Source organism: Massilia timonae (assembly GCF_001866515.1).
Taxonomy (GTDB): domain Bacteria; phylum Pseudomonadota; class Gammaproteobacteria; order Burkholderiales; family Burkholderiaceae_D; genus Telluria; species Telluria timonae.
The window spans coordinates 5,680,632-5,702,714 of record NZ_JRYB01000001.1 but is presented as its reverse complement, the minus strand read 5'-3'; the positions used below and the strand labels follow the sequence as shown (position 1 = coordinate 5,702,714).

The window sequence follows — 22,083 nt, the reverse complement described above, 5'->3', positions numbered from 1 at the left end:
TGGGATAACGCGGGCTGGGGTAGGGCGGACAGTGAATGCGTGACATGCGGATGCCAGTACAAAGCGTCGAATTCGGGACCCGGGACGGGAGCAAGACCTTCAAGTCGGGCTCCGTTCGGGACGTTATTTATTTTACATGCATGCCACGTATAGACAAGGGCCGCACGATTGACAACTGGTGTTTTCTTATAGAAACAGTCCATCCTAGCATGCCGTGCCAGCGAGTTGAAGGGTGTATTTGCAGCTTCGCTGAGCGGACGCAACAGCTCGTCCAAAATGATGCGATGCGCAATCGCAGTGCGCCATTCTCGCCATCGTACGGTGCGCTGGCGGTGCAGTTTTGGGCGCGTCCCTCTGCGCGCTTCCTGGCATGAAGATTGCGTAATCAGCATCAGCGCAACGGAGCGCTGCGTGTGCCGCCAACGAAGGCAGCACCCACAAGACAATGACGTCTACCGGAACATGAATGCGTTCATGTCGGTACGCGTCTTTTTTTTTGCCTGACCACATTGGGATTGCGATGAAAAATCAGAAGCTTGAAGCGAAGAGCGTAGCGACGACGGGCGTCGGCGAAGTCGATGTCACGCGCAGGAAAGTCATTCATGGCGCAGGTCTGGTAGCGGGAGGAAGCTTGATGGGGCTGGCAACAGGCGGCGTGTGGGCGGCGGGTTCGGACAAGCCCGAAAAGACCGAGATCAGGATCGGCTTCATTCCACTGACCGATTGCGCCTCGGTGGTCATGGCGTCAGTGCTGGGCTTCGACAAGAAGTACGGCGTGAAATTCGTGCTGAGCAAGGAAGCGTCGTGGGCCGGCGTGCGCGACAAGCTGGCCAATGGCGACCTGGACGCGGCGCACGTGCTGTACGGCTTGCTGTATGGCGTCCAGATGGGCATCGGAGGGCAGCGCAAGGACATGGCGGTGCTGATGGGCCTGAACAACAACGGCCAGGCGATCACGCTCTCCAAGCAGCTGGCGAACAAGGGCGCGGTCGACGGCCAGTCGCTGGCCAGGCTGATGCGCGCCGAAAAACGCGACTTCACCTTCGCCCAGACCTTCCCGACCGGCACCCATGCGATGTGGCTGTATTACTGGCTGGCGGCCAACGGCATCAACCCGATGAAGGAAGCCAAGGTGATCACGGTGCCGCCGCCGCAGATGGTGGCCAATATGCGGGTCGGGAACATGGACGGCTTCTGCGTGGGCGAACCCTGGGGGCACCGCGCCATCATGGACGGCATCGGCATCACCGCCATCACGACCCAGGACATCTGGCGCGACCACCCGGAAAAGGTGCTGGGCTCGACGCTGGAGTTCGCGAAGAAGCACCCGAATACCTGCCGCGCCATGATGGCCGCGATCATCGAGGCCAGCCGCTGGATCGACGCCTCGATGGCCAACAAGAACAAGATGGCCGAGGTCATCGCCGCCAAATCGTACGTCAACACCAGCAAGGACGCGATCGACCAGCGCATCCTGGGCCGCTACCAGAACGGCCTGGGCAAGACCTGGGACGACCAGAACTACATGAAGTTCTACAACGACGGCGCGGTCAACTTCCCGTATCTGTCGGACGGCATGTGGTTCATGACCCAGCATCGCCGCTGGGGCCTGCTCAAGCAGGACCCCGACTACCTGGCCGTGGCCAGCGCGGTCAACCAGATCGCGCTGTACAAGGACGCGGCGACCCTTGCCAAGGCGCCGGTGCCATCCAGCCCGATGCGCAGCTCGAAGCTGATGGACGGCAGCGTCTGGGACGGCAAGGACCCGAAAGCCTATGCCGCTTCGTTCAAGGTCAGGGTCTGATTTTCATCTTGTTTGAATAGGGGAATGCCATGAACGCTATCCTGAAATCCGAACACCATGCGCCGGCCGGTGGCGGCGCGACCGTCGTGACGTTGCCGCTTGCGGCGGAGGCGCCTGTCGCCAGTCCCGCGCCTGCCGCGCGCAAGCCGGCGCCCATCGTGCGCGGCGCGCAACCGTTCGCCAGGGCGGTGAAGGCGGTCCTGCCGCCGCTGGTGGGCATCGCCTTCGTGGTGCTGGTGTGGCAGCTGATCGCAACCCGCAACGAGACCTTCCCGTCACCTTTCGCGACCTTGCAGGAGGCGCTCAAGCTGTTTGCCGATCCGTTCTATCACAACAGCCCGAACGACCAGGGCATTGGCTGGAATGTGCTGGCCTCGCTCAAGCGCGTGGCGGTGGGTTTTGGATTGGCGGCGCTGGTGGGCATTCCGCTGGGTTTCATCATCGGGCGGGTTCGTTTCGTGAGCGGCATGTTCGGTCCGATCATCAGCCTGTTGAAACCCGTGTCGCCGCTGGCCTGGCTGCCGATCGGCCTGCTGGTATTCAAGTCGGCCGACCCGGCGGCGATCTGGTCGATCTTCATCTGCTCGATCTGGCCGATGATCATCAACACGGCGGTCGGCGTGCAGCGCGTGCCGCAGGATTACATGAACGTGGCGCGCGTGCTGAACCTGTCGGAGTGGAAGATCCTGACCAAGATCCTGCTGCCGTCGGCGCTGCCCTACATCCTGACCGGCGTGCGCCTGGCCATCGGCACCGCGTGGCTGGTGATCGTGGCGGCCGAGATGCTGACCGGCGGCGTGGGCATCGGCTTCTGGGTGTGGGACGAGTGGAACAACCTGAACGTGGCGAACATCATCATCGCCATCGTCGTCATCGGCGTGGTGGGGCTGCTGCTCGAACAGGCGCTGGTGGCGCTGGCGCGGGCGCTGACGCACGAACAAGTGGCTAACTGATTAAGGAGCGCGATCATGGAAGACCTTCAAACCAGGTTCATCGACATCACCGGCGTGGAGATGGCGTTTCATACGAAGAAGGGCGTGTTCCAGGCGTTGCAGGGGATTGACCTGGCGGTGCGCAAGGGGGAGTTCATCACGCTGATCGGGCACTCGGGCTGCGGCAAGTCGACCTTGCTGAACCTGATTGCCGGCTTGTTGAAACCGACGGCGGGCGTGCTGTTGTGTGCCAATCGCGAGATCGCAGGACCGTCGCCGGAGCGGGCGGTGGTGTTCCAGAATCATTCGCTGCTGCCGTGGTTGACGTGTTACGAGAACATTCATCTCGGGGTCGAGCGGGTGTTTGGCGCCGGTGAGACCCGCGCCCAGCTGCGCGAACGGACGCTGGATGCGCTGGCGCTGGTGGGGCTGTCGAGCGCGGAGGGCAAACGGCCGCACGAGATCTCGGGCGGCATGAAGCAGCGGGTCGGCATCGCGCGGGCGCTGGCGATGGAGCCGAAGGTGTTGTTGATGGATGAACCGTTCGGCGCGCTCGATGCGCTCACGCGGGCACATTTGCAGGATGAGTTGCTCAAGATCGTGGCGGCCACCAAGTCGACCGTGGTGATGGTGACGCACGATGTGGATGAGGCGGTGCTGCTGTCGGATCGGATCGTGATGCTGACCAATGGGCCGGCGGCAACCATCGGCGAGATCGTCGAGGTGGGGCTGGAGCGGCCGCGCGATCGGGTCGCGCTGGCGCAGGATGCGCGCTATACCGAGCATCGCAAGGCGGTGCTGGAGTTTTTGTATCGGAAGCAGGCGCATCCGGCGGCGGAGGCGGCGTAGCTAGCCAGGCGCCGGTCGCGGATAGAACTTCCACAGGAAGCATGGTACCGACTGGCGCCATTCTTTCTCTGTCTGGCCCGGAACCGCGCAGGTCTAGCAGCCATTCGCGCACGACCTTGCCGGCAGCGATCTCGACATAGATCTCGTCCGGGTAGATCTCCCGAGGCGGGTAGCCGGTTCAGCGGCCCTCGCCGTGCCAGCGGCGGATGATGCCGCTGAACCAGGTAGCGGCCAGTGGTAACGCGGTGTCCGGGAAGAGCAGGGATAGACCGATTTGCGGGTGGATCTGGTCGGGAACAAGATGCGCTCGTTGCCGCATTCCCGAATCTCCCAAGTGCTGTAATAGCCGTTTGAGCAGTCGGGCCGAGGCTTGAAGCGGGGCGGTGATGGCAGTGACTTGCGATACCGCTCGATCACAAAGGTGCCGATCAAATAGAAGGTGCCATCGACGGTCATGCGTTCGGCGAAGTCCATCGTCATAGGCGCTCCTCCAGCTTAGGGCGGGCTAAGGGGCTTTCTTTTTCTGCACCTGGCGCTGCTGCTGCTTACGCTGCGTCTGGTTGCGGTTCTGCTTGGCTTCGTACAGCGTCACGGCGTCGCGCTTGGCCTGGGCGACCGTGCGCAGTTCTTCCTTGTCGTCGTGGGTAATGAAGTAATCGCTGGCTTGAGCGTCGACCACCAGTTTGATCGCGGCCTCATCGTCGAGGTTGTAGATCTCGGTGAGGAGGGTCGTTACTTCATCAAGAAAATCTTCATAAGTCATTATGCGGGCGTCCTAGAGAGATGAAATATAGATAAGAAAATAATAAATTGGCTGGAGTTAAGCCGCACCTGGACACTGGCTGATCGCAACCTGATATCAGTCCCTCAGGCATAGACCGTAAGGCTTGGCCGACGACAGGACATCTGATCGACCACAGGTCTATTTTACGCTGCGAGAATTGTTAGTAAGGGCTATTGCTACGTGCATGCGGAGGTAAATTATGTTCGAGATCAGAGCATTCGAGATAAACGAAGCGATATAAATCATGGCCTCGTAGGTTCAGTACCTTTGTATTCTTCTTGCGCAACAGATTTGCGTACTCGATTGCTGAGAACAAGCCAACTCGTTTGTTGTGATCCGGCACTAACATTGAACTAATTAGGAAGTGCATACGCGGTTCTTGAACGTGACTATCGATCTGAATTCTTAATTCGCGCTCTAGTTTATTGCTGTAAATTAGATCACAATAGTCTCCGACTGAATTGGCGAGGTTAAGGGTCTGGCCGGTATATATTTTATATAGGATGTGTCCAAGAGCCCAGCAATCGAAGCTCTGCGTGCCTTGTAGCGATCTGAGAAAATCTTTTCTAAAAAACTCTGGAGCTACGCAAGTGAACGCGCCATCGAAGTAACGAATTAAGTCTTGGTACCAGCTTTCATCAAAACCGTCGGAGTACGAAAACTGCAGCGGCATTACAGCGGATCCTAAGTCTAATATTCTTACACGTGCATCATATTCATTCTCAGGGTTTTTAATCCATTGCTCCCACTCAGTATTTTCCATCTCAAAGATAATATTTCCTGGATGCAGGTCTTTGTGAGAGATAGACGCTCGAAAGGCATTATGGCGGGCCCAGCCAACCCTAGTAAATGTTGTGATCGACTCATCAAAGTCGCCAGGAGTGATGCTGGTAATTATATCTGTCAGCGGTTTTCCTTTGATGTGCTCCATTAAGAAGCCGACTATCATGCCGTCAGAGGAAGAAAATTCGCTGATCACTCGCGGGACTACTTTAATTTCAAGCGCACTCTCTATGGAATGTGCCATGCATAGCATCTTCAGCTCACGATCGCAACGTGCGTCACCCGCACCGGTCGGACCTGTAAAGAAAATCTTTGCGACTACGTTTTCCCCATCCTTGGAGTATAAGGCGGTAAGATTCGTGCCGCCTCCGGCGAGAACCTGATTATATGTGTAGCCGTGTATCTCAAAAAGCCCGATTTTTTGTAGGAACGCTGAAAGGTCAATTTTCGGTGCAGGTCGAGCATCTGCCAAAGCGCGATTTATTAAATCAGCTGGATTTCGTAAGGAAGTCATCCCGATTTCCATTTTTATTTTTGAAGATATTTGCCTGTTTTGGCGTTTTATGACTGAAAGAAATATGATTTTGCAACGGAGGTAATCAATATTGCCATCAGGGAATAAGCTAAAAGATGTTTAATATCCGCGCATGTGTCTTTATTTATTTAACTATGAGCCCCTATGCTTTAAAATTGATCACTACTCTCTTCGATACTTAAATTCCCGTGCATATACCATAATCTCACAGCCACTAGCTGCTGCGTGATTCCATTCTTTGTTGTTGAACCGTTGATATTGCAAGGAGGTCAATTCGTTCCACACTTGAGTTCGCTGCCAAGGATGGCTGCCAATTCTTTTGAAGTGTCGATACATATCGATGCATTCGGGAGAGTAGCAGAACTCGTAATCGCCGAGGGGCTCGATTGATATCAGTACATGACCTTCGTCGCAGTAAGTTTCAGCCTCGGCACGACTGCCGCTGCAAAATAGGGTCCGGCTTCGAAAACGCAGGCGAAATTGCTGTTCAAACCACTCGTCAGCCAATTCATGGAGTTCTCGAGAAGAATCTCTAGGGCGTCTGGCCATCTGTAGATATGGGTTGACTAGAATTCCTTGGGTTTCATGCACTTCATCTCTGCGGTGCGCGCGGTATAAGATTGTCATTGTCTTTGCGCAATTCATCCTACTTTGTAGGAACGTCAATTCTTCTGCTGTTCAGCACTGAGCGACGAGCTTGGGAATATGTTGGATATACGAAAAACAAAAAACGCCAGCCCGAAGGCTGGCGTTTCTGCTGAATCTCTGGTAGGCCGTGCGTGGCTCGAACACGCGACCAACGGATTAAAAGTCCGCTGCTCTACCAACTGAGCTAACGACCCGAAGAAGCAAGATTATAGGGCCAGGTCATGAACCTGTCAATTGCCGAGCCCGATCAAGCCGCGCTTGAAGCCCCTGCTTACTTCAGCGAAGCCAACCGATCCCGCGCCGTCTGCGCCGCGCTCGAGTCCGGATACTTGGACACCAGCGTCTGCAGCGACTTCTTCGCGTTCTTGTTGTCCTTCAGCAGGGCGTAGCTGCTGGCGATGTTCAGCATGGCGTCCGGCACCTTGGCGCTGTCGGCGTAGGTGGTGGTCACGACCTGCTGGGCCGCGATGGCCTTCTTGTAGTCGCCCAGTGCGTAATAGGTGTTGCCCAGCCAGTACTGCGCGTTCGACGCATACGCCGATTGCGGATACTGCTTGACGAATTCCTGCAGCGCGACCGAGGCCCCCTTGTAATCGCCCGACTGGAACAGCGCGGTGGCGGCCTCGTAGGCGGTCTTCTCGGTCGGCATCACTTCGGCGGTCTGGCCGTCGATGACTTCCTGGCGCGGCTCGAAGCGCTTCATGCGCGCGTCGAGGTCGGCGTACAACTGCTTCTGGCTTTCCTGGGCCTTCGACAATTCGTTCTGCAGCACTTCGATCTGGCCCCGCAGGCGGGCGATCTCGCGCATGGTCTGCTCGTGCTGGTTCAGCATCTCGATCTGGACCGTCTTGTCCGACTTGCCGTCGATGCGCGCGGTCAGGTCGCGCGTGATGTTGTCGACCTTGGTGCGCAGGTCCAGGATGGCCTTGCGCGCTTCGTCGTCATCGAACGGGCCGGCCGCGGCATGCAGCGGCATCCACAGGGCCAGGACGAGGCAGGCGAGGCGGGACGGAGACAGTTTGATCATAAGCGTTGCTCTTTCTAAACCGGTTGCTGAGATAAAACGGGGCGGGTAGCAGTCTGCACTGCGTCCCGCCCCCTGTCAATCAACGCTGATCGGCCCGATCAGCCGGATTGATTACTGATAAACGATGTCAGCGCGGCGGTTTTCAGCCCAGGCTTCTTCGTTGCTGCCGGTTGCTTTTGGCTTTTCTTCGCCCAGCGAGACGGCTTCCATCTGGCCTTCCGACACGCCCAGCGACGCCATCGAGCGACGGACGGCTTCGGCACGCTTCTGGCCCAGGGCCAGGTTGTACTCGGTGCCGCCGCGTTCGTCGGTGTTGCCCTGGATCAGGACTTTACGCGAGGTGTTCTTGGTCAGGTAGCCCGAGTGGTTCTGCACCACTGGCTGGCCGTCGGCGCGGACCACGAAGCTGTCGTAGTCGAAGTAGACGCTACGGTTGGCCAGGACGCCTTTTGGATCGTTCAGTGGATCGACGGTGCCGGTTTCCACTGGACGGATGTCACGGCTGTCAGCCACTGGTGCTGCTGGCTCTGGCGACTTTTCAACGACTGGGGTTTCTTCCAGTTTGGTTGGCGACGAGCAAGCGGCCAGCAGGGCGGCAGCGGAAGCGATGAAAGCGAGACTCTTGAAGTTGCGCATGGATTTTCTCCTGTTCTGGTTAAGGTTTTACTTCTTACTTCATGAAAGGACCCCAGCTGGGCTCCCGAATGTTTCCCGCTTTGGTCGTCAAGCGTTGCTTGACCCGTCCATCCACTGACACCACTGCAAGCGAGACGCGCCCGCCGCCCTTGGTTGCATACATGATGTACTTGCCGTTAGGCGAAAAACTCGGTTCGGTGGCCCCATCGGCCAGGCGAAGTTCCCGGCCGCTTGCCAGGTCCATCGCGTATAAGGAGAAAGCGCCGCCGCGCTGCGAAATCCAGGCCAGCGTCTTGCCGTCCGACGAGACGCGTGGGCTGATATTGTAATTGCCATTGAAGGTCACGCGGGTGGCATTGCCGCCCGAGACGCTCATCTTGTAGATCTGAGGACCGCCGCTGCGGTCGCTCGTGAAGTAAATGGTCTGGCCGTCGGCCGAGAATTGCGGCTCGGTATCGATGCCAGGGTTGTTGGTCAGGCGACGGTGGCCGCTGCCGCTCGAATTGACGGTATAGATTTCCGTATTGCCGTCCTGCGACAGGGCGACGGCCAGGGTGGAGCCGTCCGGCGACCAGGAAGGCGCAGAGTTGTTGCCCTTCTGGTTGGAGATGACGTTGCGGCGGCCGGTCATCAGGTCTTGCAGGTAGACCACCGGCTTGCGGTTTTCCATCGAAACGTAGGCGACCTTCATGCCGTCCGGCGACCAGGCCGGCGAGATGATCGGCTCCTTGCCCTGGGTGGCGATGATCTCGTTCTCGCCATCGGCGTCGGCCACGGCCAGCGCGAAGCGGTTGGCTGCGCGGTCTTCCTTCACGTACGCGATGCGGGTCGAGAAGATGCCGCGCACGCCGGTCAGCTTTTCATAGACGTCGTCGGCGATGCGGTGCGCCTGCAGGCGGGTGTAGCGCGGCTGGACTTCGCCGCCCAGTTGCGAGATTTCGCCGCCCTTGACGGTGTCGAGCAGCTTGTAGCGGATCGCGAAGCGGCCGTCCGGCTGGCGCGCCACGCTGCCGACCACCAGCGCGTCGGCGCCGCTGGCCTTGAAGGCGCCCAGGTTCACCTGGCCGGCGTCGGCATCGCTGATCACCTGGCCGGCGTCGATGACCTTGAACACGCCGCTGCGCTCCAGGTCGGCGCGGATGACGGCCGAGACTTTATCCGGCGCGACGGATTCGTCCGCAAAGGCGGCGATGGCGACCGGAATCTGGTTGCTGCCGACGCCGGCGATTTCGATCTGGATCTGCGCATTGGCTGTTGTCCCGATTGCGAGGGAAACGCTGAACAGCAAAATGTGAAGTTTTTTCATGGTGTCTCTAGTAAAACTGGTTCGAACCGAATCAATCGTAATCTTTCATCGAGAAATTCACGTCAAGCGTACGCTCCACGGTCCCGTCCTTCTTCTTGGGAAGCGGAGATGCTTTCTTGATACCATTTTCCACTGCCCTGTCAAATTCTGGCACACCGCTGCTTTTCACAAGGCGCACCGACATGATTTCGCCGGTTGGCAACTGCTCCACACGGAACGTGGCGCGCGGATTGCCGGCCACGTCGGTATTGCCCGGATAGGCGGTCGCGCTCTTGATCGCGGCCGTGATCGCGGCGATATAGCCACCATCGCTGCGCGGACCAGTCGATTTCACGGCGGTGCCGGTGCTGCCCATGGCGCCGGCCATGCGCTTGAGCTCTTCCTGGCGGAATTTCTCCAGCTTCGCGGCCTCGGCCTTGGCGGCAGCGGCTTCCTTTTTCTTCTTTTCAGCAGCAGCGTCGGCTTTCTTCTTCTCCGCGGCTTCCTTCTTCTTGCGTTCGGCTTCCTCGAGTTTCTTCTTCTCGGCTTCGTCGCGCTTCTTCTGCTCCGCTTCGTCGCGCTTTTTCTGTTCCGCTTCCTCGCGCTTCTTCTGCTCGGCCTCTTCGCGCTTGCGCTCCTCGGCTTCCTTGCGCTTCTTCTCTTCGGCGGCAGCCTTCTTCGCTTCTTCTTCCTTGCGTTTCTTTTCTTCGCGCAGCGCGATCTCGGGATCGGGCGTCGGCGCAGGACGTTCCACCGCCGGCTCCGGTGGTGGAGGTGGCGGCGGTTCCGGCGCGGGCGCGGGTTCCGGTTCGGGTTCTGGTTCCGGCGCGGGCTCGGGCGGCAATTCGGGCGCCGCGGCGGTCTGCACCGACATGTCCCACACCTCGGCCTCGACCGAGACCGGATTGACCTTCTGCCAGCTCACGCCGATCGCCAGGAAGGCCAGCAACGCCGCGTGCACCGCCACCGCCAGCAGGAACGATGGCAGCGGTTTCGGTTCAGGCGGCACGTGGTAGGGCGTGCCGTGGTTGGCGGACTTCGGTGCGGTCATGGCGTCGGCGTCACTGGGTGGCCAGGCCGACCCGGTTGATGCCCATCTTCTTGGCTTCCGAAATCAGCTGGATCACGTCGTCGTACTTGCTGTCGCGGTCGCCCGCGATCAGGACCGGAAAGTCCGGATTCTCGTCGTGCAATGCCTGCAGGCGCTGCAGCAGGGCGGAGCGGTCGGCCACTTCGTCCTGGGCGACTTTTACTTTTCCGTGCACGCCGATCGAGAGCTTGTTGCCCGGCTCGATGGAGATCTGGATATACGTGTCCGGCGGCAGCGCGGATTTCTCGGCGCGTGGCAGATTGACAACACTCGGCGCCTCATTCGCAGGCACCGCCATGAAAATGATGAGCAGCACCAGCATCACGTCGATATACGGCACGACGTTGATCTCGGACTTGAATTTGCGGCGACGTCCGCCGCGCATGCTGCTGGAAAATGCCATCCCGATGCTCTCCCGGTTCTCGTGGGCGGATCAGCGCGACTGGCGCTGGAGGATGTTCGAGAATTCTTCGACGAAGCTCTCGAAGCGGTTCGCCAGGCGGTCGATGTCGTGGGTGAAGCGGTTGTACGCGACCACGGCAGGGATTGCGGCGAACAGGCCGATCGCGGTCGCGATCAGCGCTTCGGCGATGCCGGGAGCGACCACCGCCAGGGTGGCTTGCTCGACGCTGGCCAGGCCGCGGAACGAGTTCATGATGCCCCACACGGTGCCCAGCAGGCCGATGTACGGCGAGACCGAACCGACCGACGCCAGGAAGTTCAGGTGGGTGTCGAGCGAATCGAGTTCGCGCTGGAACGAGGCGCGCATGGCGCGGCGGGCGCCGTCGAGCACCGAGTTCATGTCCAGGGCTTCGCGCGAGGCCTGCTTGCCCTTGATGAATTCGCCCATGCCGGCCTCGAAGATGCGGGCCAGGGGGCCGCTCTGGTCGCGCTGGCTGCTGGCGCTCTGGTGCAGGGTGTGCAGGTTGCCGCCGGCCCAGAAGCTGCGCTCGAACTGCTCGGTCTGCGCGCGCGCGGCGCGGATCGCGAACACCTTGCGGAAGATATAAGTCCAGCTCACGATCGACAGCAGCAAGAGCAAGGCCATGATCAGCTGCACCAGCACGTGGGCATTGGCGATCAGGGATACAAACGAAAGGTCGTGGGTTGCGGTCATGGCTTAACTTATATGATTTTTCAGGCGGCACGCATTTTAGCAGCCACGTCGTCGGGCAGGGAACGGGGACGCGTGGTTCGTACGTCAACGCAGCCGATCTTCACGTTGGCCGAATTGAGCAGCACCTCGCCGCACCATGCTTCCTGGAGAAACTGAACCGAGGCGCCGCCCACTTTCGTCACGCTGGTGCGGATGCTCAGTTCATCGTCGAGACGGGCGGCGAAGCGGTAATCGAGGGTCATGCTCCTGACGACGAAGGCCGTATGCTCGGCGTCGATCAGCGTTTGTTGTTCGATGCCGAGCGCGCGCAGGAACTCGGTACGGCCGCGCTCGAAGAACTTCAGGTAGTTGGCATGATAGACAATGCCTCCGGCGTCGGTATCCTCGTAATAAACCCTGACTGGCCAGTTATACACTGAAGGCATTCTTTGTTGCCGAATTAATGAAAACGGGAAATATTTTACGCGACTTTCCACTTTAATATGTACGCTGACGTACGTTGAAAGCGGAAAAGTTTTGCGGTCTGATAGCACGGGGGCGTGCTTTTGAGCAGTAGTAGACTTGAAACGTGGTTAAAAGACCAATCACTGTAACACTTTCTCACAAATGATAGGTGCGTGATTGGTCTTGCTGGGCAGGGTGATGAATGCGTAGGGTTGGCGGCTACGCCGCCGACGCTACCGATATCGCGCGCCTTTTCAGCCGCGGCGCACGTTGAACGGCGAGAACCCCTGGCAGGTCGGCATCAGCTCGATGCTGTTGACGTTGACGTGCGGCGGCAGCGTCGCGATCCAGAAAGCGGTGTCGGCGATGTCCTTCGCGGTCAGCGGTTGCGTGCCCTCGTAGACCTTGGCCGCGGCCGCGTCGTCGCCCTTGAAGCGCACGTTCGAGAATTCGGTGCCGCCGCACAGGCCCGGCGCGATATTGGTGGCGCGCACGCCGGTGCCGACCAGGTCGGCGCGCAGGTTCAGCGTGAACTGCTCGACGAAGGCTTTGGTTGCGCCATACACATTGCCACCCGGGTAAGGATAGTGGCCGGCCACCGAGCCGATATTGATCACCAGGCCGCTGCCGCGCGCCACCATGTCCGGCAGCACGGCGCGGGTCATGGTCACCAGGCCCTGGCAGTTGGTCGCGATCATGGTTTCCCAGTCTTCCAGCGGCACTTGGTGGGCCGGCGCCGTGTTCAGCGCCAGGCCGGCATTGTTCACCAGCACGTCGATCGGTTTCCATTCCGGCGGCAGGCCGGACAGGGCGGCCTCGATCGAGGCGCGGCTGGTGACGTCCAGCGTCACGGCCAGGGCGCTGTCGCCCAGTTCGCGCGCCAGCTCGGCGATGCGGTCGGTGCGGCGGGCGGCCAGGACGACGCGGTGGCCGTGGGAGACAAAGGTGCGCGCCATTTCGGCGCCGAAGCCGGCCGATGCGCCGGTGATGAAGACGATCATGATGGGTCCTTGGATGGCAACAGGATGACAGGCGAGAAAGGCAAGGCGCGCTGCCTAACCGTAAAATTGTAGCCGAAACGACCACGGGTCCGCTGGGCACCGTGCATTCCCGGCCGGCACAGCGGTTTCCTTGCCCTACGATGGGGAGTTCAGTACAATTTGGAGTCCTTACGTCTCACGTAACTGGCGAAACACCGCGTGCGCGCACCATTCGGATGCGCGGCGCGGCAAAGGTGGGCACCCACCGGGGAACGTGAGACGCCATACGCCGTTCGCCTGGGCAGCCATCAACCGGTACGCGTTCGATCGCGGCTGCCTGCGCCCGTGCCTACGGCCCGCCCCGGCTCCCGCCTGTCAATGCCACCAGTTGCCTGGATTACTATCGATTGGAGTTTTACATGTTTGCCAAAGACCATACGCTCGCCAATATCGACCCGGAACTGTGGGATGCAATTCAAAAAGAAAACGCTCGCCAGCAAGACCACATCGAGCTGATCGCCTCCGAGAACTACACCTCGCCGGCCGTGATGGAAGCGCAGGGCTCGCAGCTGACCAACAAGTATGCCGAAGGCTATCCGGGCAAGCGCTACTATGGCGGCTGCGAATATGTCGACGTCGCCGAGCAGCTGGCGATCGACCGCCTGAAGGAACTGTTCGGCGCCGAAGCCGCCAACGTCCAGCCGAATTCGGGTTCGCAGGCCAACCAGGGCGTGTTCTTCGCCATGCTCAAGCCGGGCGACACCATCATGGGCATGTCGCTGGCCGAAGGCGGCCACCTGACCCATGGCATGGCGCTGAACATGTCGGGCAAATGGTTCAACGTCGTCTCGTACGGCCTGACCCCTGAAGAAGACATCGACTACGACGCGCTCGAGAAGCAGGCGCACGAGCACAAGCCGAAGATGATCATCGCCGGCGCGTCGGCATTCGCCCTGCGCATCGATTTCGAGCGTATCGCCAAGGTGGCCAAGGACGTCGGCGCCTACTTCATGGTCGACATGGCGCACTACGCCGGCCTGATCGCCGCCGGTGAATACCCGAACCCGGTGCCGCACGCCGACTTCGTCACCTCGACCACCCACAAATCGCTGCGCGGCCCGCGCGGCGGCATCATCCTGATGAAGGCCGAGCACGAAAAGGCCATCAACTCGGCGATCTTCCCGGGCATCCAGGGCGGTCCGCTGATGCACGTGATCGCCGGTAAGGCCGTCGCGTTCAAGGAAGCGCTGTCGCCGGAGTTCAAGGAATACCAGAAGCAGGTCGTCAAGAACGCCAAAGCACTTGCTGAGACGCTGATCGCACGCGGCCTGCGCATCGTGTCGGGCCGTACCGAATCGCACGTGATGCTGGTCGACCTGCGCGCCAAGGGCCTCACCGGCAAGGAAGCGGAAGCCATCCTGGGCCAGGCTCACATGACCTGCAACAAGAACGGCATCCCGAACGACCCGCAGAAGCCGTTCGTCACCTCGGGCATCCGCCTGGGCAGCCCGGCCTTCACCACCCGCGGCTTCAAGGAAGAAGACGCGGTCACCGTGGGCAATCTGATCGCCGACGTGCTGGACAACCCGCACGACGCCGCGACCATCGAGCGCGTGAAGGGCGAAGTCAAGAAGCTGACCGACAAGTACCCGGTGTACGCCCGATAAGCGCGCGCTGATCATCGCGATGTAAGGGCCGGTTCGCCGGCCCGCTCAGTATCCATGTAGTACCTGCAGCCCCGGCGCCATGAAATGTCCCTTTTGCCAGCATGAAGAAACACAAGTCCTCGATACCCGCGTATCCGAGGAAGGGGACGCCATCCGGCGCCGGCGCCGCTGCGGCAAGTGCGACAAGCGCTTCACCACCTATGAGCGCATCGAGCTGTCGATGCCGATCATCGTCAAGAAGAACGGTAGCCGCACCGAGTTCGCGTCAAACAAGCTGCGCGGCAGTCTGATGCTGGCATTGCGCAAGCGTCCGGTGGCGGCCGAGGCGATCGACCGCGCCGTCGCGTCGATCGAGGAAAAGCTGCTCACCAGCGGCCGGCGCGAAGTCGAGAGCGTCTACGTCGGCGAACTGGTGATGGAAGAGCTCAAGCGCCTCGACAAGATCGCCTATATTCGCTTCGCTTCCGTCTACAAGAATTTCGAGGACCTGGATTCCTTCCAGGCGGCGCTGGCCGAAGTCGGGCATCAGCGCAAGCTCGACAACTGACGTCGTTTCCAAGTTCCGTTTATTGCCGGACGCATGCTTGCGTCGACGCATGGGCGCTTGAACCCCGCCTGATAACGTCTCTGCTCACACATCGTTAGCGGAGGACTTCATGCAGGCGCGTCTCCCCGGCAGCCCGGGCGGTTTCACCATGATCGAAGTCCTGGTGGCCTTGTTCGTGCTCGCGGTCGGCGTGGTCGGCGCCAGCGCGGCGCAGCTGGCCGCTCAGCGCACGCGCCAGCAGGCCGCATTGACCTCCGAAGCGGCGCTGCTGGCCACGTCATTGGCCGCGCGCATGCAGGCCAACGCCCAGGTGGCGAGCCTGCCGGACGGCGCCAATCCCTATGTTCCGCTCGATTACAAGGCGCTCGGCGCCGGCCCGCCGGCGGGCGGCGCTCCGTGCTTCGGCGCGGGCGCCTGCGATCCGCTGGCGCTGGCCGCCTTCGACCTGCGCGAGACGCGCCTGGCGCTGCACCGCGGCTTTCCATCGGGCCGCATCGCGGTCTGCCGCGACGACGCGCCATGGGATGACGAGCACGGCCGCTACCGCTGGGCGTGCAGCGGGGAAGCAACTGCGCCGGTGGCGATCAAGATCGGCTGGCATGGCACGCAGGACGGGCCGGGCTACGTGCTGCTGGTGGCGCGATGACGTTCTTCGACCCGCGCCGGCGCCAGGCCGGCTTGACCATTGCCGAGCTGATGGTGGCGATGGCGCTCGGCCTGGCGGTGCTGCTGGCCAGCGGCTCGCTGCTGATCACCAGCGTGCGGTCGCATGCCGCCGTCATGGAAGCGTCCGAGATGGACGACAGCGGCCGCTACGCCGTGGATGCGCTGGCGCGCGCCATCCGCCTCGCGGCGCACGTCGACTGGGCGGCGCATCCGGCCTCCGATCCGGCGGCGCCGGCACGGCTGGCCGGCCTGGATGCCAGTTCACTGGAGCGCACCGGCGCCGGCATCGATGCGACCTTGCCGGACGAAGCCAATGGCAGCGACGTGCTGGCCCTGCGCTTTCCCGGCAGCGGCGCGCCGCCCAATGGCGACGGCGCCACCCTCGATTGCGCGGGCTTTCCCGTGCACCGCGACGAGGAGGGCTGGAGCATCTTCTACGTCGCGCGCAATGCCCAGGGCGATGCCGAGTTGCGTTGCAAGTACCGGGGCGCCAGCAGCTGGTCGTCCGATGCGGTGGCGGGCCGGGTCGACGGCTTCCAGGTGCTGTATGGCCTGGATGCCGATGGCGACCGCGTGCCGGAGCGCTACGTCAATGCGACCGAGCTGGGCGCGCTCGATGCGGCGCTGGTGCCGGTCGGGGCCACGCCCGACGAACGCGCGGCCGACTTGCGCAAGCGCACGCACTGGAAGCGGGTGGCGCTGGTGCGTGTCGCGCTGCTGCTGCACGGCGCGCGCCTCGATCCGGGCGCGGATGCCGGCATCGTCTACGACTTGTTCGGGCCAGACCACGGCGCCGCTTTTTCCGCGGGTGACCAGGGCACGCGGCTGGCGGGAACGGCGCTCGACGATGGACGTGAACCACGCATGCGCAAGGTCTATGGCGCGACCATTGCCTTGCCGGTGGCGCCGGATTGAATGTCGTATGCGCACCTTCTACGCACGGCGGGAAGGCGGCATTGCGCTCCTGACCGCCCTGGTACTGATGCTGGCGGTGCTCATGACCGGCATCGCTTCCACCCGCGGCGCCTTGCAGGGCGCGCGCGCCGCCGCGCACGAACGCGACCGCCTGCTGGCGCTGCAGATGGCCGACGCCGCGCTGCTCGATGCCGAGCGCGACATCGAAGGCGGCGCCGAACCCGGTTCGGCGCGCGCCAACGCCATCGCCGGCGGCAGCGCGGACGCCTTCGTCGCCGGCTGCGCTGGCGGGCGACCCTATAACGGCTTGTGCGCCTACACGGCCGATCCCGACCAGCTAGCCGAACTGCTGGCCGAGGACGAAGGCCCGGCGATCCTGTTCGGCAGCGTTACGGGGCTGCGCATGCCGGACGGCGAGGGCGCGCTGGCGCTCGCGGCGCCACGTTACCTGATCGAACTGATGCCGGCGACGCCCGACGGCCAGCTGTACCGCATCACGGCGCGCGGCGCCGGCAGCATGCCCGGCACCCATGCCGCGCTGCAGGCCTACTACCGCAAGCCGCCCGACGGTGCGCGCGGGCGGCGCGTGGGCTGGCGTGAGCTGGGCAACTGGAGCGAGACGATCGCGCTGCCGGCCGCCAGCGCGGCTGGCCATCCTACTGGAAAGGACAGACGATGACGAACGGCAGCAAGGGATTCACCTTGGTCGAACTGATGGCCGTGCTGGCCATCCTCGCCATCCTGGCCGCGCTGGTCTATCCCTCGTATACGCAGCAGATGGTGAAGGCGCGCCGCATCGAGGCCCAGCTGGCGCTGCTGGACATCATGCAGCGCCAGGAGCAATACCGCGCGCTGCATCATGCCTACCTGGCGTTCTCGCTCGACGCCGAAGACGCCGACACCGGCCAGTTCCCGACCTGGACCGGCAACAGCGCCGCCGCCAGCGCCCATGAGCTGGACGGCTACGCCTGCCCCGGCCAGGAGATCGCCCACTGCATCGAGCTGCGCGCCCGGCCGGGCACCGCCAATGTCGACGCCGGATTCGCCGACCCCGATTGCGGCGTCCTGACGCTCGACAGCACCGGCCGGCAAACGGCCAGCGGTCCGTCGGCGCGCTGTTGGCCATGAGGTCGGCCATGAGGCTCGTCATGATGCGGACGATGCGGCAGCGCTACTGCGCCGGCCTGTCCCTGGCCGAGCTGGTGGTGGTGCTCGGCATGGTCGCGGTGACGGCGGCGGTGGCGGCCCCCAGTCTGCACGACCTGGTACGCAGCCAGCAGTTGCGCGCTGCGTCGGGCGACCTGCATGGCGCGATCCAGCTCACCCGTTCGCAGGCGATCGCGCGCAACGAGCGGGTCAAGCTCACGCCCAACGACGCCGCTGGGCGCGACTGGTCGCGCGGCTGGACCGTCTACGTCGACCGCGACGACGACCGCCGGCCGGGCGAAGGCGACGAGATCCTGGCCGTGCGCTCGCCTTTGCCGCAAGGCATGCAGGTCAGCTATTCCTTCACCAGCCCTGCGCCGCCGCAATACATCGCCTACAATGGCGCGGGACGCAGTTGCAGCGACACGAACAGCGCCACATCGCGCCTCGGCACGCTGTCGCTGTTCCATGGCGGCGGGGTGCGCCGTATTAAAATCAATATGCTCGGGCGTGCGCGCCTGTGCAATCCGGCCCGCGAGGACGGGTGCGACGGCGCCGCGGCGCCGCCCTGAAGGAAAAAGATGGCGACCAAGGATATGGCGACAAGCTACAGCGAACTGATCCTGAACGATACCGACGGCATGGCCCTGGCCCTGGACTGGGCGGCGCGCGGCATGTACATCACCGCGCCGAATCCGCGCATCGGCTGCGTGATCGTCAAGGACGGCGTCGTGATCGGCGCTGGCCACACGCAGCCCGCCGGCCAGGCGCACGCCGAGATCCAGGCGCTGCGCGACGCCGCGGCGCGCGGCAACGACGTGCGCGGCGCCACCGCCTACGTCACGCTGGAACCATGCAGCCACCACGGCCGCACGCCGCCCTGCTCGAACGCCCTGGTCCAGGCCGGCCTCGGGCGGGTGGTGGCGGCCATGGTCGACCCGAATCCGCTGGTGGCCGGCCGCGGCCTGGCCCAGCTGGAGGCCGCCGGCATCGAGGTCAAGGCCGGCGTGCTGGCCGAGGCGGCGCAAGAACTGAATGTCGGCTTCTTCTCGCGCATGGTGCGCGGCCTGCCGTGGGTGCGCCTGAAGGTGGCGGCCAGCCTGGATGGCGCCACCGCCCTGGCCGGCGGCGAAAGCCAGTGGATCACGGGCGAGCAGGCGCGCGCCGACGGCCATGCCTGGCGCGCGCGCGCCAGCGCGATCGTCACCGGCATCGGCACCGTCAAGGCCGACAATCCGCAGCTGACGGTACGCGGCGTCGACACGCCGTTGCAGCCGCGCCGCGTGATCGTCGACAGCCGCCTCGAGATCGACCTGGACGCCCGCATCCTGCAGGGCGAGCCATGCTGGATCGTGGCCGCTGTCGAGAACCATGACAAGGCCGCGGCCCTGCAAGCGGCCGGCCACGAAGTGCTCATGCTGCCGAACGCCCGCGGCAAGGTCGACCTGCCGGCCCTGATGCGCGAGCTGGGCCGGCGCGAGATCAACGAAGTGCACGTCGAGGCCGGTTCCAAGCTGAACGCCTCGATGGTGCGCGAAGGCTGCGTCGACGAGCTGCTGGCCTACCTGGCGCCGAGCCTCATCGGGCCGGGGCAGGGCATGTTCGACCTGCCCGCGCTCGAGCGCCTGGCGGATCGTCGCCAGCTGCGCTTCCACGACGTGGCGCGCGTGGGCGACGACCTGCGCATCCTGGCCCGCTTCGTCGAGCCGGCCGCCTGACACTGAACTAGAACCAACACGAAGGAATCACATGTTTACTGGAATCGTCGCCGCCGTCGGCAACATCACTTCCGTCTCGCCCCTGGCGGGCGGCCTGGACGCGGGCGTGCGCCTGGTCGTCGATGCCGGCCCGCTGCCGCTGGCCGACGTCGCCCTGGGCGACTCGATCGCCATCAACGGCGCCTGCATGACCGTGGTCGAAAAGACCGACAAGGCCTTTACCGTCGACGTCTCGCGCGAGAGCCTGAACAAGACCGTGGGCCTGGAAGCAACTGGCGAAGTCAATCTTGAAAAAGCGCTGACCCTGGCCGAGCGCCTGGGCGGCCACCTGGTGTCGGGCCACGTCGACGGCCTGGGCGTGGTGCACAGCTTCGCGCCGGTCGGCGAGTCTTTCGAGCTGATCGTCGATGCGCCCCACGAGCTGGGCAAGTTTTTGGCCTACAAGGGCTCGGTCGTGGTCAACGGCGTGTCGCTGACCGTCAACCGGGTCGAGGATCTCGAAGCCGACGGCAACAAGGTCTGCCGCTTCTCGATCAACCTGATCCCGCACACGATCGAGGTCACCACCCTCAAGCACCTGAAGGCCGGTTCGCAGGTCAACCTCGAGATCGACCTGATCGCGCGCTACGTCGAGCGCATGCTGTCGGCCGCGCGCTGACGCACTAGCGGCCTGCAGTGCGCCAGGTGATGGTGAAGGCGACGGCGATCGACGCCGCCGAGATCAGCACGATCCACAACAGGCTGCCGAAGCTGGCGCCGTCACGCCAGACGCACAGGCCGTAGGCCAGCAGCAGCAGGCACGGGCCGGCGGGGCGCAGCCAGCGCGGCGCCGCAGAGCCGTCGCGCCGCCATCCCATCCGTTCCCAGTGTTCGTGCATCGCCAGCGCCAGGCAGGCGAAACCGGCGTAGCTCGCCAGGCAGGCGGACAGCAGCAGCGTCGCGCTGAAGGCCATGCTCATGACCGCGCCTCCGCCCGCGGCGCGCGGGCCTGGGCCGGCTTGCCGGCCAGCCGGCGCGCGCTCCATGCCGCCAGCAGTGCCAGCGCCAGCAACATCAGGTCCACGCCGACCACTGACCATTTCCCGTCCGCGAGCGCCCTGGCGACATGGTCGCCCGTCGTCGCCGCGTTGAGCAGCACGCAGGCCACGGCGAGCAGGCAGGCAGTCCAGGCCTGTTCGCGCCACGCCGCCTTGCCGCGCCACCAGGCGTGGGCGAAGCTGGCCAGCCAGGCGAGATAAAACGTCCAGACCTCCAGCGCGGCGCGCTGCTGCCCATCCGGCAGCAGGCGATTCGCCGCCAGGAAGGCGAGTGTCGCGATGACGATCCCGGTCACGCTGCCGACCGTCAAACCTTCCACCACGCGCGCCCCGGCCAGTCCCTTCGCGGCATGGCGCGCGCGGCGCGCCTCGAGCCAGAACAGGAAGCCGGTGGCGATCAGCACGCAGCCCGCCAGCCCGGCCAGGAAGTACAGCCAGCGCAAGGTCCAGTGCTCGAACTGGATGAAGTGGATGCCCGAGATGAAGCGCTGGGCCGACATCACGGGCGCCGCCTGGAAGCGGTGCAGCACCTCGCCGCTGGCCGCGTCGAAGAACATCTGGTCCACGTTCATCGTGACCTCGCGCGCGTAGGAGCGGCGCAGTTCGACGTAGCTGTTGGCGTCGCCCGGGTGCCAGACCCGCACGAAATATGGCTGAGATTCGGGCTGCGCGCCGCCCCATTCGCGCCGCGCGACGTCGGCCATCGTATCGAGCGAGGCCAGGGGGCCGGGCGCGTTGGCCCTGGGCCGGCTGTACTTGCCGTAGGCATCGGCAAAGAACGCGGCCTTGGCCGCCTTGCCTTCGCCATAGGCGCCGGTGTACGCCTGGGGAAAATAAATCATCATGAAGATGACCATGCCGGACAGTGTGATGATGAAGTGGAAGGGCAGGCCCAGCACGCCGACCAGGTTGTGCAGATCGAGGCTGCTGCGCTGCAGGGATTTGCGCGGCCGGAAGGTGAAGAACTGGCTGAAGATCTTGCGATGGATGATCACCCCCGATACCAGCAACAGCAGCATGCCCATCGCCGCCACGCCGACGATCCACTTGCCGATCTCCAGCCACTGCAGGTGCAGGCCGTAGTGGAAGGGGAAAAAGAAGCCACTGCCGCCCAGCGTGCCTTGCTCAGGGAGGAAGGCGAGCCGCTGCGGGTCCAGCTGGCGCGGCGCCGGTTCCTCATCCGCCGCCTTGTAGGTGAAGCGCAGCACCGGCGTGCGCTGGGTCGGCAGGTCGACCCGCCACTGGCTGGCGCCGGCGGGAACCTGCGGCAGCACGGCGCGCGCGACGGCGTCGAGCGATATGGGCGCGGTTGCGGGCGCGAGCCGCGTGGCCGGCATCATCCAGCGGTCGATCTCGCGGTCGAACACGCTCAGGGTGCCCATCCAGAACACGGCGAACAGCACGCTGCCCAGAACGACGCCGGCCCAGGTATGCAGCCACGCCATCGATTTGCGGAAGGTGTCTTTCATATTG

General features: G+C 63.1%; 24 protein-coding genes, 1 tRNA gene and 1 riboswitch. Of the genes, 12 read left to right on the top strand and 13 right to left on the bottom strand.

Translation table 11 applies throughout. From position 1 onward, the window contains the following. Positions 1–634: 634 nt before the first annotated feature. The 3 genes from LO55_RS24360 to LO55_RS24350 are packed head-to-tail and all read left to right on the top strand — an operon-like array spanning position 635 to position 3,585. Positions 635–1,804: a CmpA/NrtA family ABC transporter substrate-binding protein gene (locus tag LO55_RS24360; protein WP_071363438.1), complete on the top strand. Its 1,170-nt coding sequence runs from the start codon at positions 635–637 to the stop codon at positions 1,802–1,804. A gap of 29 nt (positions 1,805–1,833) precedes the next feature. Then, complete coding sequence (ntrB, locus tag LO55_RS24355; RefSeq protein WP_071363437.1) at positions 1,834–2,757, top strand: nitrate ABC transporter permease; 924 nt, start codon at positions 1,834–1,836, stop codon at positions 2,755–2,757. Positions 2,758–2,772: 15 nt separating this feature from the next. Next, the gene (locus LO55_RS24350; RefSeq protein ID WP_071363436.1) at positions 2,773–3,585 is read left to right on the top strand and encodes an ABC transporter ATP-binding protein; all 813 of its coding nucleotides are present in this window, start codon (positions 2,773–2,775) and stop codon (positions 3,583–3,585) included. Positions 3,586–4,090: 505 nt separating this feature from the next. Here the strand turns inward: LO55_RS24350 and LO55_RS24345 are convergent. The 11 genes from LO55_RS24345 to LO55_RS24300 form a co-directional block, all read right to left on the bottom strand. Then, a complete protein-coding gene (locus tag LO55_RS24345; protein ID WP_071363435.1) occupies positions 4,091–4,348 on the bottom strand; it encodes a hypothetical protein in 258 nt (85 codons plus the stop codon). 181 nt (positions 4,349–4,529) lie between these two features. After that, the gene (locus tag LO55_RS26105; protein ID WP_177185570.1) at positions 4,530–5,666 is read right to left on the bottom strand and encodes a protein kinase domain-containing protein; all 1,137 of its coding nucleotides are present in this window, start codon (positions 5,664–5,666) and stop codon (positions 4,530–4,532) included. A 787-nt stretch (positions 5,667–6,453) separates the two neighbouring features. After that, a tRNA-Lys gene (locus LO55_RS24340) sits at positions 6,454–6,529 on the bottom strand. 77 nt (positions 6,530–6,606) lie between these two features. Further along, on the bottom strand, positions 6,607–7,362 hold the full coding sequence (ybgF, locus tag LO55_RS24335; RefSeq protein ID WP_071363434.1) for a tol-pal system protein YbgF: 756 nt from the start codon (positions 7,360–7,362) through the stop codon (positions 6,607–6,609). A 111-nt stretch (positions 7,363–7,473) separates the two neighbouring features. After that, a complete protein-coding gene (gene pal / locus LO55_RS24330; RefSeq protein WP_005671244.1) occupies positions 7,474–7,998 on the bottom strand; it encodes a peptidoglycan-associated lipoprotein Pal in 525 nt (174 codons plus the stop codon). A gap of 34 nt (positions 7,999–8,032) precedes the next feature. After that, positions 8,033–9,304: a Tol-Pal system beta propeller repeat protein TolB gene (gene tolB / locus LO55_RS24325; RefSeq protein ID WP_071363433.1), complete on the bottom strand. Its 1,272-nt coding sequence runs from the start codon at positions 9,302–9,304 to the stop codon at positions 8,033–8,035. Between the two features lie 31 nt (positions 9,305–9,335). Next, a complete protein-coding gene (gene tolA, locus LO55_RS24320; RefSeq protein WP_083415547.1) occupies positions 9,336–10,334 on the bottom strand; it encodes a cell envelope integrity protein TolA in 999 nt (332 codons plus the stop codon). Between the two features lie 10 nt (positions 10,335–10,344). Continuing rightward, entirely contained in the window at positions 10,345–10,776 is a 432-nt protein-coding gene (locus LO55_RS24315; RefSeq protein ID WP_005671249.1) for a biopolymer transporter ExbD, read from the bottom strand. Positions 10,777–10,806: 30 nt separating this feature from the next. Beyond that, positions 10,807–11,490 (bottom strand): protein TolQ, encoded by a 684-nt coding sequence (gene tolQ, locus LO55_RS24310; protein ID WP_005671250.1) that lies wholly within the window; start codon positions 11,488–11,490, stop codon positions 10,807–10,809. Positions 11,491–11,510: 20 nt separating this feature from the next. Continuing rightward, positions 11,511–11,915, bottom strand: a complete 405-nt coding sequence (ybgC, locus tag LO55_RS24305) for a tol-pal system-associated acyl-CoA thioesterase (protein WP_071363432.1) — start codon at positions 11,913–11,915, stop codon at positions 11,511–11,513. A 273-nt stretch (positions 11,916–12,188) separates the two neighbouring features. Further along, a complete protein-coding gene (locus LO55_RS24300) occupies positions 12,189–12,935 on the bottom strand; it encodes an SDR family oxidoreductase (protein WP_071363431.1) in 747 nt (248 codons plus the stop codon). Between the two features lie 169 nt (positions 12,936–13,104). Then, a riboswitch (ZMP/ZTP riboswitch) is annotated at positions 13,105–13,224 on the top strand. 109 nt (positions 13,225–13,333) lie between these two features. Here LO55_RS24300 and glyA point away from each other — a divergent pair. From glyA to LO55_RS24255, 9 genes are all read left to right on the top strand, one after another. Continuing rightward, on the top strand, positions 13,334–14,581 hold the full coding sequence (gene glyA / locus LO55_RS24295; protein ID WP_005671256.1) for a serine hydroxymethyltransferase: 1,248 nt from the start codon (positions 13,334–13,336) through the stop codon (positions 14,579–14,581). Positions 14,582–14,660: 79 nt separating this feature from the next. Beyond that, positions 14,661–15,128 carry a transcriptional regulator NrdR gene (nrdR, locus tag LO55_RS24290; RefSeq protein ID WP_005671257.1) on the top strand — a complete coding sequence of 156 codons (468 nt, stop codon included), beginning with the start codon at positions 14,661–14,663 and terminating at the stop codon, positions 15,126–15,128. 109 nt (positions 15,129–15,237) lie between these two features. Next, positions 15,238–15,774, top strand: a complete 537-nt coding sequence (gene pilV, locus LO55_RS24285) for a type IV pilus modification protein PilV (RefSeq protein WP_071363430.1) — start codon at positions 15,238–15,240, stop codon at positions 15,772–15,774. Then, positions 15,771–16,709, top strand: coding sequence for a PilW family protein (locus LO55_RS24280; RefSeq protein WP_071363429.1), 939 nt, complete (start codon positions 15,771–15,773; stop codon positions 16,707–16,709). Before pilV ends, LO55_RS24280 begins: the two co-directional genes overlap by 4 nt. A gap of 7 nt (positions 16,710–16,716) precedes the next feature. Further along, entirely contained in the window at positions 16,717–17,388 is a 672-nt protein-coding gene (locus tag LO55_RS24275) for a pilus assembly PilX family protein (RefSeq protein ID WP_229410229.1), read from the top strand. Then, the gene (locus LO55_RS24270; RefSeq protein ID WP_071363428.1) at positions 17,385–17,837 is read left to right on the top strand and encodes a type IV pilin protein; all 453 of its coding nucleotides are present in this window, start codon (positions 17,385–17,387) and stop codon (positions 17,835–17,837) included. The genes LO55_RS24275 and LO55_RS24270 overlap by 4 nt, the downstream gene beginning before the upstream one ends. Positions 17,838–17,857: 20 nt before the next feature. After that, complete coding sequence (locus LO55_RS24265) at positions 17,858–18,427, top strand: GspH/FimT family pseudopilin (RefSeq protein WP_229410228.1); 570 nt, start codon at positions 17,858–17,860, stop codon at positions 18,425–18,427. Between the two features lie 9 nt (positions 18,428–18,436). Next, complete coding sequence (gene ribD / locus LO55_RS24260) at positions 18,437–19,573, top strand: bifunctional diaminohydroxyphosphoribosylaminopyrimidine deaminase/5-amino-6-(5-phosphoribosylamino)uracil reductase RibD (RefSeq protein WP_083415546.1); 1,137 nt, start codon at positions 18,437–18,439, stop codon at positions 19,571–19,573. A 31-nt stretch (positions 19,574–19,604) separates the two neighbouring features. Next, positions 19,605–20,231 (top strand): riboflavin synthase, encoded by a 627-nt coding sequence (locus LO55_RS24255; protein WP_071363426.1) that lies wholly within the window; start codon positions 19,605–19,607, stop codon positions 20,229–20,231. A 4-nt stretch (positions 20,232–20,235) separates the two neighbouring features. Here LO55_RS24255 and LO55_RS24250 read toward each other — a convergent pair whose 3' ends face one another. Continuing rightward, on the bottom strand, positions 20,236–20,532 hold the full coding sequence (locus tag LO55_RS24250; RefSeq protein ID WP_071363955.1) for a DUF3325 domain-containing protein: 297 nt from the start codon (positions 20,530–20,532) through the stop codon (positions 20,236–20,238). Then, positions 20,529–22,079 (bottom strand): PepSY-associated TM helix domain-containing protein, encoded by a 1,551-nt coding sequence (locus tag LO55_RS24245; RefSeq protein ID WP_071363425.1) that lies wholly within the window; start codon positions 22,077–22,079, stop codon positions 20,529–20,531. The genes LO55_RS24250 and LO55_RS24245 overlap by 4 nt, the downstream gene beginning before the upstream one ends. Between the last annotated feature and the right edge of the window lie 4 nt (positions 22,080–22,083).